Genomic DNA, 15,538 nt, shown 5'->3' with positions numbered 1-15,538 from the left:
TGCTATTCTTATCTTATCATACCCCTTTCTAGACCTCAATAACGGATCGATTGCACAAAATACTAGTGAAGAGTAAGGATACTTGCTGCGATTGAGTCCTCAAGACTACACTAGTATCATAATGAAACAGACAAACATCAAAGGAGGGACTGCCTTGTATCATGCAATTGGAAAGACGCAATTGGCGACATTTGCTGGCGGTTGTTTCTGGTGCATGGTGAAGCCGTTTGACGAGCTTCCTGGTATTCTATCCCTGGTTTCGGGTTACACGGGCGGCCATACGGAGAATCCAACCTATGAAGAAGTGGGAACGGAAACGACAGGTCATTACGAAGCTGTGCAAATCCGGTTTGAACCCGATGTGTTCCCGTATACAAGGCTCCTGGACATTTACTGGCGCTTGATTGATCCAACGGATGCGGAAGGCCAGTTCATGGACCGTGGGGCGTCGTACCGGTCAGCGATTTTCGTGCATGACGGGGCGCAGCGCGAGCAGGCGGAAGCCTCCAAGCGCAGCCTGCAGCTTAGCGGCCGGTTCAAGGGGAAGATTGTGACACCGATTCTGCCTGCGGGGCCCTTTTATCCTGCGGAGGATCTTCACCAGAATTACTATAATACCCACCGTTATGACTATAACCGGTATTATGAGGGCTCCGGCAGAGCTTCTTTTGTCGAGCGGCATTGGGATCGGAAACAGGACAAGGAAGAGCTGCAGAGGCGTCTTACCGCGCTCCAGTATGCAGTGACGCAAGAAGGCTTGGATGAGCCCGCTTATGATAATCCGTATTGGAATAACACAAGCCGGGGGATTTACGTGGATGTGGTGAACGGAGACCCTTTATTCAGCTCAACCGACCAATATGATGCCCGAACGGGATTGCCGGCTTTTATGAAACCCCTGCATGAGGGATATATCAGAAAAAAAGGAGATCTTCGCGGCGGCAAGGTACGCACCGCGCTCTATGGCAGATTGTCCGGCTCTTACCTCGGTCACCTATACCATGACGGACCTCCGCCTGGCGGCTTGCATTACCAGATAAACTCGGCGGCGCTGCGCTTTGTGCCGGAGGGGGAGATGGTTCGGGAAGGGTACGGTGAAAAGCCCGATCTCCAGATAGAGAGCTGCCGAGAAATTAATGCTTCGAGGATAAGAATGTAAGGTTACGTCAGTGACTCCATAGAACACAGTCCGTTTAAGAGCGTACATTCACTTCCTTTGGAGCAGTGGGAAGGAACATAGATTCTCCAGAAGGATGTCGCAAGGTTATGGCGTGATGACGCTGGGATCATCTAGGGATGAATTAGCCGTTCCTAAGAAGCTTTACGATTTCATTGTAAAACAGATTGGCGATCAGGCCTTGTCCATCTCCATTCGGATGCACCGTTCCTTCAGGTGTATTGATGTACGTATTGCCGGTTGTAGCCGCATATAGGTTAGCGCATGAAATCCCTTTGTTCAGGCAAGCTGTTTTTACCTCGTTTACCTTTACCATATTTTGTTCATTCGTATAGTAAGTGTTGTATTGGATAGTCGAACCTATGATATTGGCATCCGGCAACAGTTCACGTATTTTATCAAATCCCCGTTCCAAATCGGCGCGGGGATTTGTATTATTCATCCCCGCAAGCCATAGGATCAGATCCGGCTTACTCGGAGCGACGACCGCATCTAGGATTTGGGTGATAGTATGGATCGGTGCCCCGGACAGACCGTGAATGCTTACCGGAATGGAGAGCATCTGCTGAAGTCTTCGTCCATAGAGCGAGTCGGGCCGGGAGGCGACATTGGCGCCGAAGGTGATGGAGTCTCCGATGCAGACGATGTTTCTTATACGCTCCGTTTTCGGATGAACGAAATCGGGCAGAAGATAATCGATATCAACATAACAGGCTGTGGATGCGGCGTTTTTGATCCCCTTTTTCCGAATGGATATGGTGTGGTAGCCCTCCGTTAGACCGGTTATGGAATAGACGAGCACGCCGTGCTGTGCAGTGGCGCTGTAGAAGTCGATTTTCCCGTGGAACACGTCGTCGACATATACATCGGCTAGGCCGAAGCTGTTCCCCTTCGTGGCATATATGTCTATCCCTCTGATGTATCCGCTCCAGGAGGCCGACGCGTTGGCAGCAGGCGTTCCATCCGAATCATGCCTGCTGTGCAGACTGGCGTTGGCCGTATGCTGGACGGTCCAATTGCCCGTATAGGCAAGTGCCCCATCCTCTACCTTTAATTTAGTCATTGGCAGATCCTCCTTGTTCAAGTATGGATGGGCAAGACCATACGGTCCAACTGCCCGTAAAATTCGAGACCTTATAAGGTGGATAGAAGAGAACATAGCTTAGTCTTTATTTTAGGATAGGGAGGCAAGGAGGGGATACGGGACGTTTTTGACTTTGTTGCCTGATATTAACGACTTTGAACGCCGGGCTTCGGATCGTAGAATCCTTCCAGAAATCATAGCTGCGTTCATGGCTCGGAGGATAGATGCGCATTAAACTTAAAGCATGAACCGGTTCAGCACACAGACATTTCAACAGGAGAGTTGTTATGGGTTGTACGGGAGGGGTGCAGAAGCTTCGAATAAGCGATAACGGACGAATTGTTGATCCGTGCGGACGGATTGCCGTTTTTTGGCTGGGTGTTACGACCTGGAATTTATTCCATAAATTTAGCGTTGATAATTTTAAAGGCTCGAATGATATGGCGGCCAAGGGACATAGATGCCGTTTTACTTTGTTTTCACCCAAATACGCGGCTTCTCCTTGACATAGACAGACGGCAGAATGCCGGTGATTTTTTTGAACACTTTATTGAAATAGGAGGGCTCACAAAAGCCGAGATAGTCCGAAATCTCGCTGACGTTCATCTGGGAGCCTGTCAGCAGGTCGCAGGCGGCTGAGATGCGGATCTGCTGGATGTATTCGGTTAATGTAACCCCCGTTGCTTGCCGGAACAGGCCGCTTATGTAATTGGGTGTCAATTCGACATGGGCGGCAAGATCCTGAACGGATATGGTCTCCCGGTAGTGCTCCAGAATGTACTGCTGCAGCTGCATGACAATGCCGTAGGACTTGGCCGGGATGGAGCGGTTGCCGACGTCCTCGTTAAGGATAGCCAGCATCTCCAGCATCATGCCGTGGCAGAGGGTCCGTGTATAGGGTGACTTGCGGAGCCAATGCTGGGTAAGCAGGGAAAAGCGGTGCCTCATATAGTCCGCATTGACCAACTTGGCCTTGATGCTCTGCGGTTCCGACAGCAGGGGCAGGCCTTCGCCGTTTCCTTTATAACGGAAATGGGCGGCATACATGTCATGTGGGTGTCCGCTGTCGTTGACGGCCGACCGGTGTGCGCCTTCGGGAATAAACAGCATATCGCCTTTTTCCAACGATAACTTGGCTCCACTTACGTTGTAAACGATTTCACCGGAAGTCAGGAGCAGCAAAATATAATGGTCTGCCGGAGCGGGCGGAACATGCCACCCCGGCTCGCAGTGCTCGAAATAAATGGCTACGGGTTCAATCATGGGACCAGCTCCTTTTCCTGGGATAAGTGATTAAGGGTCATTATATGCGAAACGCGTATTTTTTCCAACGGGTTGTTTTATACATGCTTTGCCTGACTTGAAGTTTTAAATCGGCAAGTCTAAATCAAATGAATCAGGTGGTGTTCGATATGAGTGGATTCATCCATCGTGCCAAGGCCCGAGTGGGCGTAATAACGGTGGGGCATGAGCCTTACTGGGGGCAATTCTCCGGACTTAAGGAAGAGCTGCAAGGGAACGGAAACAAATTTGAGAATATGCTTCGGAATCTGGATGTTGAGGTGGTATCGGCAGGTTTTGTGGATAATGTGGATCAATCCTTTGCAGCGGCGGCTCGCTTAAAAGCTGCTGACGTGGACTTTTTGTTTTGCAATTTAAGCACTTATGTGACCTCATCGTCGGCCGTAACTGCGATTCTTAACCTTTCGGTGCCTACCGTATTGGTAGCTTTGCAGCCGTTAAAAAAGCTGGACTATCGCCATACAACGACTTATATGCAGCTGGCCAACGACAATATATGCTCCCTTCCCGAAATCAGCGGCGTTCTTGTGCGGGCCGGTAAGCCGGCTGCCGGCATGATTGTCGGCACGCTCGACAATGATGAAAGAGCAGCGCGGGAACTTGCGGCGTGGTGCCAGGTTGCGAATGCCCGCAGAGCCTTCAAATATGCCCGGATCGGGTATCTGGGCCACACGTACGAGGGCATGTATGACATGAACTCTGACCCTACCGCTTTTACGGCCGCTTTCGGTTCGCATATTCAAATGCTGGAGATGTGCGATCTCGCCAAATTGGTCAATGGGGTAACTTCGACCGAAATGGCCGACAAGCTGGATGAAATCCACAGCGTGTTTACCATGGCCGATCCGTTTATCGATCCGATTACGAGGCCGATCCGTCAAGAGGATCTCGATTGGTCCGCCAAGGTAGCGGTCGGGCTCGATAAGCTGGTAGCCGAATACGGGCTGACCGGATTGGCCTATTATTATCGCGGATTGGACAACAACGAATATGAGCGGATCGGCTCGAATATGGTGCTCGGCAATTCGCTGCTTACCGCCAAGGGCATTCCTCTGGCAGGGGAGGCGGACTTGAAAACGTGCGCGGCCATGCTGATCATGGACCGACTCGGCGGCGGCGGGTCCTTTGCCGAGCTGCATCCGTGCGACTTCGAGGACGATATCGTGCTGGTCGGACACGATGGACCGCACAATATTCGGATCAGCGACGGAAAGCCGGTTATCCGCGGATTGGATGTGTTCCACGGCAAGAGCGGATCGGGCATCGGGGTGGAGTTCAGCATAAAGACCGGCCCCGTGACACTGCTGGGCATTTCACAGACGGAGGACGGGCGATTCAAAATGATTGCGGCCCAGGGCGAATCCGTACAGGGGGAGATTCCCCAAACCGGCAATACCAACACGCGCTGCAGCTTCGGATGCCGTGTTGCCGAGTTCGTGGAGAATTGGTGTGCGGCAGGACCGACCCACCATTTTGCCCTCGGGGTCGGCCACCTGAATGCCAAGATTAGGAATGTGGCCAATGTGCTGGGCATTGAGCTTGAAGTGGTACAGGGGGGCATATAAAGGATGAGTCAATCCAGAGAACGTCAACGAAGGCTGAACCGGGTCACGCTCGAAATGAGTCTCAAGCCGTTTACGAACTTGGAACAGACGGCGATTGACGTGATATGCGCCGAGGCCATCCGTCAATGGCTCCCGCTGATCGGCATGGCCGACAAGGCTTCGATGCTGTTGTGGGTAGCCGACGGCAGCGAAATTTTAACCTGGGACGGGAACGAGGAGACGGAATTCGAATGGGCCAAGTATATCGGTTTCGCCAATGAGCACTGTTTTAGCCACATTCAGGGAGAGGACGACCCAAGAATCGCTCGCCTCTACAGGGATAACCCTGTCCGTATGACTTACGGCGATCTCGGAAGGATTGTGAGCAGCTTCAAACGGGTGGCTGCCGAGCAATTTGGGGTGAGCATGGAGGTGGGGGCTACGTTTGATGCTGGTCCAGAATTTGCTTATTCCGATTTTAAATATCGGGATCATCCGGAGATTAATCGGGCAGAGCTTGGAGGACAGTATATATCGCTCAAAGCCGATTATACGGTCGTTTGTACTTGGTCCAAACTTCACGCAGACGGTGCCGGGTATGCGGCTTATCTGAACGGGATTCCCGAAGGTACTCCTTTCGGCGAATTTCTCGGGCGTCAATGCGCGAGCTTTCTGCCTGCCATGGGTTTTGATTATATTTGGTTTTCCAACGGTTTTGCGGTTTCCTATTTTCCCTGGACGTATTTGGGTGCCAATTATAACGGCTCGCAAATGCCTTTGACCGATTACAACGAGCTGTCCACTAAGGTGATGTCCTTCTGGGACGATTTCAAACGCGAGTGCCCGAATTATCGTACCGAAATCCGGGGCACGAACTTCGGGACGGGCATGGATCTGGCAAAAGATTACATCCCGATGCTTTCCTTGTATGAAAAAGGATACATTGAGCTCCCTCCGCCCAATTCTCCGTGGGGAGCCCTCAATTATGACTTTGGACTGGAAATGACGGGGTACCTGTCCAGAATCGCCGAAATCCCCGGCGTTACCTATCCTTTCCGTTTCTATCCGAATGATCCATGGTTCTGGCAAAATCCGTGGCGGGATTTATATGACCGCGAACCACACGACATCTACTGTCCGCTGGCCGCAGCCAGGGTGAACCATGCGGGGGAGCTTGAGGGACCCGGGATTGTGGAGATTCTGACGATTGATACCGAGAAGGGCGAGCTGAACGAAGAGGATGCGCAGGAAATCATCCCGCATCTGCGAAGAGCAATAACGCAGGCGCCGGACCAGCCGGGCCTCTTGACCTGGGTTTATCCATTCCGTGAGCTGCATGATAGGATAGCGGCATCGAGCAGTCATTCCGGGAGCATCTTCTTTCATGACTGGTTCATCCGCAACGCCATCAATCAGGGATTGCCGCTGAATACGGTGATCGGAACAGACAGCTTGTTTAGGATGAACCAAGACGCGGCTGGGAAGCTGAAGGATACGATCCTTCTCGTGTCGGCTTCTTGGCTGACCGGCGCGAATGCTGATTACTTTACGAATTATGTCCGCTCGGGCGGCCGGCTACTGCTTTACGGTGCTGTTAACGACTCCACGTTGCTGGACCTCCTAAATTTAAAGTTAGGCGAGGCCCTGGAAGGCGATTTTGAAGTGGGCGGCTTTGATTTTCTGGAAGATGGACTGTCCGTTTCCCAACCGTTGTTCCGGTCCCGGAGGCTTCGCCATCAGGCTCGTATTGGCGATGGGGGATTCCGGGAACAACTCAACAATGCGAACGATGCATTCACGACCTCGGCGGTGAATCTTCATCAAGATGGCGAGGTGCGGGTGTATGCGATAAGCAGACAGCATCCGACCTGGGGTGGCGGCCGTGTCGGCTGGGTGAGAGGTTCCCTGCCGTTTGAAGATTCGGGTATTACCCATCTGCCCGTAAGACAGGATGCTTCGCTGCTTGACGGTTCCGTTGTCCTGCGATACATGCTTCAGCACTTCGGATACACGATTGTGCAGGATAAGTACGAGGAATCATCCACTCCTGCGCTCATGTTCGTAAAGCGGCATGATAATGCCTTTATATACACCGGTTGCAAGAAGGATTCCTCGGTGACCTTCCGCCTCCGGATGCCTGAGGGCATTCCGGTCATCATCGGCCAAGCGACCATGGGAGGCGTTGCGGAAGCTGCTTATGCACTGGACCGGACCTTCCATGACGAATGTCGGGTATTTGTCGACCAGAAGGAGCCTGGACAAATATGGTGCCGCGAGAACAGCCCAGTGTCCACCAGAAAGGTGAATCCGGTCCGGACGATTACCGTCGGCGGCCTCAAGGAGGCCGCTGTGACCGTATACCCGCCTTTATGGGCGATTGAAGGAGAACGTTTGGATATAAGGTGCAGCTATGCCGCGCATGAGGAAGTCCCCTGGACCCGGCAGGGGAACAAGGTTTTGCTGGAAGAGATCAGCGGTACGATCAACATTTCCTGGTAGGAGAGGAGCGTGTCACGATCATGATATACCGGATACAAGCTGAAGCGGACATTTCGAATGGGCATTGGTGATGAAATTGCTCAATACCGAACCGAAAAGGGAAGAGAGGAGACGATCAAGCCGTTTGTTTATAGAAATGGAACAGCTTCGATCGAGGCTTAACAAATTCGATTTGCTCGAGAATTATTTGGATAACGGAGAGAAGGGAGAATTTGTAGCATTCTTTCGTGAGCTGTTCACTGTAGAGGTTCCTCTCTTCTCTGAAGAGGAAGGCAGGTGGTGCGAGCTTGAGTTGTTTTCCCGTCTGTCCGCGTTCTTCCTGTCATACATAAATAGGCGAAGATTGTTGGAAGAGCTTGATTCCTCTACGATTCAGGCCGAGAAAATGCTAAGTCCCGATGAACATGCCGGATGGAATGAAATGATCGATTATTTTTGCGAGCTGGGGGCCGTACTGGCCGATTACAATGGGCAGCAGCAGATTGAGAGAACCCATGAGATGATTGCTAAGGTTCATGATTACATTCATCAGTTTTTGCATGAAGAGCTGTCCCTTACCAAGCTGGCTGAGCTTGTTTATTTGAGTCCGCCTTACTTCTCCAGGCTATATAAGCAGATGACCGGACAGGGGCTGCTGAGTTATATCAACAAAACCCGGATTAACAAGGCTAAGCTGCTTCTGAAGACGACAGACCGGAAGATTCATGAGATCGCCTCAGAAATAGGTCTGGAATCTGCCCCTTATTTTACAAGACTATTTAGGAAAAGAACCGGTTTCACCCCGCAGGAGTATCGTGACAGCAGTAAATCGTGGTGAGAATGAGCTTCACTGGGGGTGGGGCACGCTTCGAGGGGGCTGCAAAATAATAGGTCATGAATAAACCGACACCGCAAAATCCGGGTGTCGGTTCTTTTAGCTGGTGAGGCTTGCCGTTATATGCTGTCAGAAGAGCGTTCTTCCAAGAGACTGTCGTACATAAGAATCAAGCATCTTGTTTGGACAATCGTTCATACAGAAAATCAACCACATGCTTTACTTCTATCGGTTCGCCGCGGCCATGCTGTTCCACCCCAAGCTTCATCTGCAGAAGACAACCGGGATTGCTGGTTAGAATATACCTGGCACCGGTCACATTGACGTTATCCATCTTGTGCTCCAGGATCTGGCCCGCCATCTCGGGCTGCGTCACATTGTAAATGCCTGCGGAGCCGCAGCAGCGGTCCGCTTCCTTCATTTCCTGAAAGGTGACATTAGCTACTTGGTTTATGAGCTGCCTAGGCGCCGATCCGCTGCGCATGACATTGCGCAAATGGCACGAATCCTGATACGTGACGATCACCGGTTCGGCTGTTGTCGCTGCAGATTCGGAAAATGCAGGGATCCGCCCATGCTCCACGAGCAGCCTGCTGATATCCACGACCCTGCTCGCGAACCAGGCGGCTTGTTCATTCCAATCCTCATCCCCGTGGAGCAGATGGTCATACTCCACGAGCAGGGCCCCGCAGCCACCAGCATTGGATACGATATAGTCCACGTTCAATTCCTTGAACACCTTGACGTTGATCCTTGCCAGATTTCTTGCGAGCTCAAGTTCCCCGCTGTGGGCATGCAAAGCCCCGCAGCAAGTTTGTTCCGGGGGAATCACAACTTCAAACCCGGCTTCCGAGAGCAGTTTGACCGTGTTGACATTGGTGCCGGCAAACATCACGTCCATAATGCAGCCCCTGAACAAAGCCACGCGCGCAATTGGAGCACCTTTGGCTGGATGGACGGTTCCGAGCTGCTCGATGACTCCCTGTGCGGTGGCATCCGGCAGAATCCGCTCCATATCGCGCAGAGGCTTGGGAAAGAGCCGCATAATTCCGGTTCCTCTTGCCACGCGTCGCAAACCGGATGTTTGGTAAAAGTTTAGCGTTCTGCCCAACGATTTCAATCGGTTGCGGTGAGGGAATACCCCCTTGAAAAAGAGCTTGCGGATCCCCCTAACGGGTGGCGAATGCACAGAGTGATCCTCGATTGCGTCCCTGGCCTGTTCGATCAGTTGGCCGTATTTGACGTCGGCCGGACATACCGGCTCGCAGGCTCGGCATCCCAGGCAATGGTTCATCTGATCGCGAAACATGTCATCGGGTTCCATTAGTCCGTCAGCAACGGCTTTCATCAATGCGATGCGCCCCCGGGGAGATTCCGGCTCGACCCCGGTTTCCCTGAACGTGGGGCAGGCCGGGAGGCAAAACCCGCAGCGCATGCAGTTGGTTAATTGATCGTAATCAAGTTTCTCCAGCAAGGTCCGAGCCAAGGGATTCGCGTGGTTAATCTGGGGTTTCTTGCTTATGTTGGTTTGTTTATCCACGGCCTATAACCACCCTTCTCCTTGTTTCTTTGGCAAAAACCTTGCCCGGATTTAACAAATTGTCGGGATCGAACACCTTCTTGATCCCCTTCATGAGCTCCATGCCGGAGGCGCCGATCTTCCATTCAAGGAACGGAGCCTTCACCATGCCTACCCCGTGCTCGCCGGTAATCGTTCCGCCAAGCTCAAGGGCGGCGGCGAAAATTTCCTCGAAGGCCTGCTCTACCCTGTGTATTTCCTCGGTATCTCTGGCATCGGTCGTCGCCGTAGGATGGAGATTGCCGTCGCCGGCATGGCCGAAGGTAGCAATCGTGACGTTGTATTTGATTGAAATTTCATTGATCCGGCGTACCATGTCGGCGATCTTGGACCGGGGAACGGTCGCATCCTCCAGAATGGTGGTTGGGCGAAGACGTGCCAGCGCCGTAAAGGCGCTTCTTCTCGCCGTCAGCAGCCGCTCTGCTTCCTCCCGGGTGGCAGCCACCTGAATTGTGTCCGCCTGCTCGCGTGTACATATCTGACGAATCTGTTCAATATCTCTGGTCACGGTTTCAGGATCACCGTCCTGCTCAATCAGCAGAATGGCTTCCATATCCAAAGGAAGGCCCAGCTTGGCAAAATCATCAACGACACGTATGGTCGGGTTATCCATGAATTCCAGCGTCGCCGGAATGATTTTGGATTCGATAATGGCGGATACGGTGCGTGCCGCCCCGTACAGATCGCGGAACATGGCGAGCATCGTCATTTTGCTCTTCGGTGGAGGGATCAGCTTCAAGGTTGCCTCCGTTATGATCGCAAGCGTACCCTCAGAACCGACCAGCAGCTTGGTCAAATCATATCCCGCCACATCCTTCATCAGCTTTCCGCCGGTACGGATGATTTCGCCGCTGGCGAGGACGGCTTCCAAACCGATCACGTAGTCCTTCGTCGTGCCGTATTTCAAACCACGAAGCCCGCCGGAGCATTCGGCGATATTTCCACCGATCGTCGAGATTCGCATGCTGCTCGGATCGGGAGGATAGAACAGGCCTAAGGACTCGATATGATGGATAAAATCCGCGGTAATCATGCCGGGCTGAACCGTAGCCGTTAGATTTTCTAAATCCAGCTCAAGCAAGCGATTCATCCTATGCATCACCATAACCACCCCACCTTGGACCGGAACCGTTCCGCCGCATAGATTGGAGCCGGAGCCTCTGGAAACGAGAGGTATTTTATAGAATGACAACGCCTTCATTATGGCGGAAACTTGTTCCGTGCTTTCAGGATAGACTACCCCGTCCGGCAGCGCCTGCAGCATCGGGGTCCCGTCATAGGAGTGGGTAATCAATGCTTCTTTATCGTCCCGAAAGTGGGCATCACCAACGATGGCACGAAGCTGTGCGGTGAGAGCCGGATCTAACATATCGAAATTCCCTCCTCTATTGATCAGGTCATCTGATGACTTTTGTTTTATTATATGACATGATTATAGTAATGAATAGTTAAAAATTTAAAAGGGGGCGAAATTGCCGTGCGAACGATCAGAGTGGAAAACCAGAAGGGGCACGAAATCGTAGGAGAGCATCTCCTTCAGCAAATTCGGGAAGGGCATCTCCTCCCGGGCCAAAAATTGCCTTCCGTCGTTGAATTGGCCGCCGCTTACGGCGTCGGGCGGTCCACGATCCGTGAGGCGGTCAGCGCGCTCAAGGCTATGGGATGGCTCGATGTGCGCCAAGGAGGTGGAACGTATGTGAAGCCGGTCCTTCCCAGCGAGCCCAAAAGCGGCGCCGATGTGCTGTTTCAAGGCGCCGAATCCCTGGTGGAGCTGCTGGAGGTCCGCAAGGTGCTGGAGACCGGCGCCGCCTCCTTGGCTGCAAAACGGCGTACGGACCAGGATCTGGAGCGAATGCGTGCCGCCCTTTTGCAGATGGGGCATGGGCTTAGCGCCAAGGATACCCGTGAAGGCGAACGGGCTGACATTGCTTTTCATATGGCCATAGCGGCTGCGTCGGGCAACACGTTGCTGATTCAGCTGATGGAGTCGTTATCCGACCGTTTAACGGAAACCATCCGGAAGACCAGAGAACTATGGTTTTATAAAGAGCAATCAACCGCTTCCCGGCTGTTGATCGAGCACCAGACCATATTTGACGCGATTGAGCGGCAGGACCAAGAGCAGGCAGCCGCACGGATCGAAGCCCACCTGATCAAGGTAGAACAGGTGCTTCGGGGAGCATTGGAGGCTGGTGGCGACAACATATCAGATTGACAATCGCGATGGGAGTTCGGAGAATGCCCCGTATTTCACCCCAAGAAAAACCCCTCCAAGTAGACTTTAATGCGCTTACTGCACGTTGTCTACTTAAAGGGGATCATCACGGTTGCTTCGTGTCGATTATGGGAGCCTAATCATTTCGACCTTCATGTCATAGCCGGCGGGCGCCTCTGTCAACACCTCTACATGTGCCGGAACTTCCAGGCGCATGTGAAGCAGACCCTCGTCTTCGAATCGCCACGAGACATCAATTCGCCCATTGTCGGGAAGCGGAACCGTGCCTCGCGCCCAGGCCAATCCACTGGGCTGAGGTGCTACACGGACCTTATCCCAACCCGGAGTAAGTCCCTGCACACCCAACACCTGATGGCCGAGGAAATAAGCAGGTGCGGCTGACCAGGCATGACAATGGCTACGGGTTAGCACCCTTGGGTTATTATGGTAACCACTCCATGGGAACATCTCCCAGCAGGACGTGGCGCCATGTTCGATCATATAGCCATAGTTTTTACGCATATCTGCAACCAGTAGATCCGGGCGACCGAGCTTCGTTAAAGCTTCATAGTAAAAGAACAACATAAAGGGGCTGCCTGCCTGCACAAACCGTTCCGGAGGATCTGTAATATACCGCTCGAGTGTAGATTTGCGATCTCCATTCGCAATATCGCATAGATACGCAACGATCTGTGTTTGCATGCTGGTCGTGGCGGAATATCTCCCGTCCGCATGAATACAGTCCACATAGGCTGCCCGTTCCTCATCCCACAGATGCAGATCAATGGCATCGCGCAGCTTGTCGGCAGCTTTCCTCAACTGATCCGCGACAGCCGATTCACCGGCGGTATCCCCGATCTCGGCAGCATCGCGCAGTGCTTTGACCATAAACATATTTTGCGGGGTCACCACACCTTCTCTTGGCTGCTCCATCGGTGCCCAATCCAGCAGGTTCCAGCCCGAGCGTTCCAGTAGTCCCTTGTCATTCTGAAGCTTGAGATATTGCTCCAGCGTTCGGTTGACATGCGGCCAGATGTCCACGATGAATGGTTCTTCCCCGTGATAATGGTAGTATTCGAGACAAGCCGTTACCCAGAAAAAAGTCCAGTTCGGAATCACACTGTTCCAACCGCTCGGCACTTGATCCACATATAGAGGCGTCTGGCAGGAGGAACCGGGCACCAATTTCAGGCAGCGACTGACGATCTCTTTGGTCCCGAAGGTGTAGTAGCTAACTAAAGCCTCGTTACGTGCATCGCCTACCCAGTATACTTGCTCGAAGGCGGGGCAATCGACAAAAGTGTCCTCCATGCACAGCCGGGTCGTGTCCCGACTAATAGCCCAAATATCGTTCAGCAGCGGGTCGCTGCTGCGGAAGCTGCCTACATTCGCAACCGGATAGTTGCTTTGTATCAATTTTATTTCGTGCAGCTTTACAGGACGGGACGCTCCACGCAAAGTAAGAGCCAGGTAGCGCAGCCCTCGCCGGACTACGGAAACATAAGATTGACGGCCGTCCTTGCAAACATAGCGGAATGTATTATCCACAAGGTAGGTATGTTGACGCCAGCCGTCGCTCATGTACTCAAATCCGTAACCATCCACGATAGTGCCTGAGGAGGCATCCAGCTCAATGGCGATATAACCTGACAGTTCCCGGCCGAAATCGATGACGATCTCCGTGTCCAAACCGGCGTATACAGGGATAGACGCTGAGTGCGGAGTAGCCAGCACTGCCTGCTGCATGGCCGACGGAACCGGATAAACCTGCTCGTTGACCTTCCAGACGCAAGAGGTAAACACATCATTGAGATTTACAAGCTGATTCTTAATCGGGTGAATCCAGCTTGTGAACGTTTTCAAATCCGCCAATGAAGCCACGCTGCAAATCTTTGCATAGTCAGGGTGAGTTCTTTCCAGGAGACGGCGCGGTTGATGATCAATGTCCTCAATAACATCAAAGGGCCCGATGGAGACAAAGGGGGCGGATGATACATACTCAGGCCCCAATGCGGGTGCGTGCACAGTAAAGGAGGCACTGCTGTCAAAGCCGATATGGAAGCCGTGACCATGACAGCTGCCTGTTACATCTATAAGCAAGAGATGCTCGCCCGATTCCAGCTCAAAAGTGGTATAACGTTCCGGAACTTCACCGACATAGCGGTCTTCGGACAACCAATGTCCATCTACGCTTAGACGGGCATGCGTTCTACCGCTGTCTACCATGCCAACGGTCAATGGGGCTGCCTGTTCCATTCGGATCAGGGTAGCGATGAGACCGCAAAACTCGATAACATTCGCATGATCCGAGCTCTCAGGGAATAAAATACTCCGCAGATCAAGTACAGCGCTCCAAGCCGCCGGTCGTACTGCACGGAGACTCTCCACGTGGGAGGGATAGAGAGGTTCCTCAGTTAAGTATGGGATATCGCGTTCCACCAGACTCGTCCAGGGAGCCATACCTGCGGGGCCAATTGCGGTTGCCGACTCCCATCCACTATCATCATATCCAGTCTGGATCCAATCCTCTTCCCATCCTCTTGCGTCCAAGATCTCAGTAAAGCCCAGCTGACAAGATATTCGTGATGAAGATGAATCGTAACCCGAATGAACAGCGGTTTTCCAAGACTCATCCGAAATGGTAATCGATTCGGACGGTGATGTCAGTCGCTGTCTATCCAGCTGTACCAGCAATCCCGCCCTTCCTCGAAGATACTGAAAGGTGGAAATTCCGTAATGGATGACAAGTACAGCAATGACATTTTCCTGACCCGCCCGCAGCAAGTGACCGATCTCATATTCATCATAGGCGAGTTCAAAGGGCCAAGACCGTACGGGGCCACGTCCAACCTGCTCCCCGTTAACATACAAGACATAACGCGAATCAGCGGTAAGCTTTAGCAGCGCTTGATCCAATGTACCTTCCGGGACAAAGGAATGTCGAAAGCAGCGCCACTCATTACGGGGACTCTCACAGCCGGCACCCCAGATCCAGGACGCTCGCCAATTTGATACTGAAGGTTGATTCATTAGAAACCTCCCAGAAATAATAATGGCCGTATTTTTATATAGTGAATGAATTAAAAAGAAGGAAGGGAATTGGACTAAATAGAAGGGGAGTCGCCGATCGGCAAACCCATTGTATACCGAAATTGGAAGGTTGTATAGTGAAACGTAGCCTAAACATAGGTATACACATACCGATTGGGATTGAAGTGCAAACTGTCAGCATCTTCGGAAGCGGCTCAACGAAAACTGTGGAAGGATCAACAAGCCCTTGCTATACTTGGGCTATGTTAAACACGGCGTCATTATAATAAGGGG

The 15,538-nt window shown here is 52.3% G+C and carries 10 protein-coding genes; 5 read left to right on the top strand and 5 right to left on the bottom strand.

The window, feature by feature from the left end; translation table 11 throughout:
• The first annotated feature begins 154 nt into the window (after positions 1-154).
• On the top strand, positions 155-1,159 hold the full coding sequence (msrA, locus tag ACPV3A_RS07940) for a peptide-methionine (S)-S-oxide reductase MsrA (protein ID WP_339295733.1): 1,005 nt from the start codon (positions 155-157) through the stop codon (positions 1,157-1,159).
• 142 nt (positions 1,160-1,301) lie between these two features.
• Here msrA and ACPV3A_RS07935 read toward each other — a convergent pair whose 3' ends face one another.
• The gene (locus tag ACPV3A_RS07935) at positions 1,302-2,240 is read right to left on the bottom strand and encodes an SGNH/GDSL hydrolase family protein (RefSeq protein ID WP_426198759.1); all 939 of its coding nucleotides are present in this window, start codon (positions 2,238-2,240) and stop codon (positions 1,302-1,304) included.
• Positions 2,241-2,729: 489 nt separating this feature from the next.
• Complete coding sequence (locus tag ACPV3A_RS07930; RefSeq protein WP_426198757.1) at positions 2,730-3,524, bottom strand: helix-turn-helix domain-containing protein; 795 nt, start codon at positions 3,522-3,524, stop codon at positions 2,730-2,732.
• A gap of 149 nt (positions 3,525-3,673) precedes the next feature.
• Between ACPV3A_RS07930 and ACPV3A_RS07925 the strand changes: the two genes are divergently transcribed.
• The 3 genes from ACPV3A_RS07925 (at position 3,674) to ACPV3A_RS07915 (ending at position 8,423) form a co-directional block, all read left to right on the top strand.
• On the top strand, positions 3,674-5,128 hold the full coding sequence (locus ACPV3A_RS07925) for an L-arabinose isomerase family protein (RefSeq protein WP_426198755.1): 1,455 nt from the start codon (positions 3,674-3,676) through the stop codon (positions 5,126-5,128).
• Between the two features lie 3 nt (positions 5,129-5,131).
• Positions 5,132-7,606 carry a hypothetical protein gene (locus tag ACPV3A_RS07920; RefSeq protein ID WP_426198753.1) on the top strand — a complete coding sequence of 825 codons (2,475 nt, stop codon included), beginning with the start codon at positions 5,132-5,134 and terminating at the stop codon, positions 7,604-7,606.
• Between the two features lie 124 nt (positions 7,607-7,730).
• Positions 7,731-8,423: an AraC family transcriptional regulator gene (locus ACPV3A_RS07915; protein WP_426198751.1), complete on the top strand. Its 693-nt coding sequence runs from the start codon at positions 7,731-7,733 to the stop codon at positions 8,421-8,423.
• Between the two features lie 166 nt (positions 8,424-8,589).
• Here the strand turns inward: ACPV3A_RS07915 and ACPV3A_RS07910 are convergent, their stop codons facing one another.
• Positions 8,590-9,960, bottom strand: a complete 1,371-nt coding sequence (locus ACPV3A_RS07910) for a (Fe-S)-binding protein (RefSeq protein WP_426198749.1) — start codon at positions 9,958-9,960, stop codon at positions 8,590-8,592.
• Positions 9,953-11,368 carry an FAD-binding oxidoreductase gene (locus ACPV3A_RS07905; RefSeq protein WP_339222126.1) on the bottom strand — a complete coding sequence of 472 codons (1,416 nt, stop codon included), beginning with the start codon at positions 11,366-11,368 and terminating at the stop codon, positions 9,953-9,955. The genes ACPV3A_RS07910 and ACPV3A_RS07905 overlap by 8 nt, the downstream gene beginning before the upstream one ends.
• Before the next feature lie 108 nt (positions 11,369-11,476).
• Here ACPV3A_RS07905 and ACPV3A_RS07900 point away from each other — a divergent pair, with 108 nt between their 5' ends.
• A complete protein-coding gene (locus ACPV3A_RS07900) occupies positions 11,477-12,214 on the top strand; it encodes a FadR/GntR family transcriptional regulator (protein ID WP_426198747.1) in 738 nt (245 codons plus the stop codon).
• A gap of 126 nt (positions 12,215-12,340) precedes the next feature.
• Here ACPV3A_RS07900 and ACPV3A_RS07895 read toward each other — a convergent pair whose 3' ends face one another.
• A complete protein-coding gene (locus ACPV3A_RS07895) occupies positions 12,341-15,244 on the bottom strand; it encodes a family 78 glycoside hydrolase catalytic domain (protein WP_426198745.1) in 2,904 nt (967 codons plus the stop codon).
• Between the last annotated feature and the right edge of the window lie 294 nt (positions 15,245-15,538).

This window comes from Paenibacillus sp. Dod16, assembly GCF_049893405.1.
Taxonomy (GTDB): Bacteria; Bacillota; Bacilli; order Paenibacillales; family Paenibacillaceae; genus Paenibacillus_AQ.
Note: the sequence above shows the minus strand (reverse complement) of the source record. Positions and strands in the feature narration are given on the sequence as shown.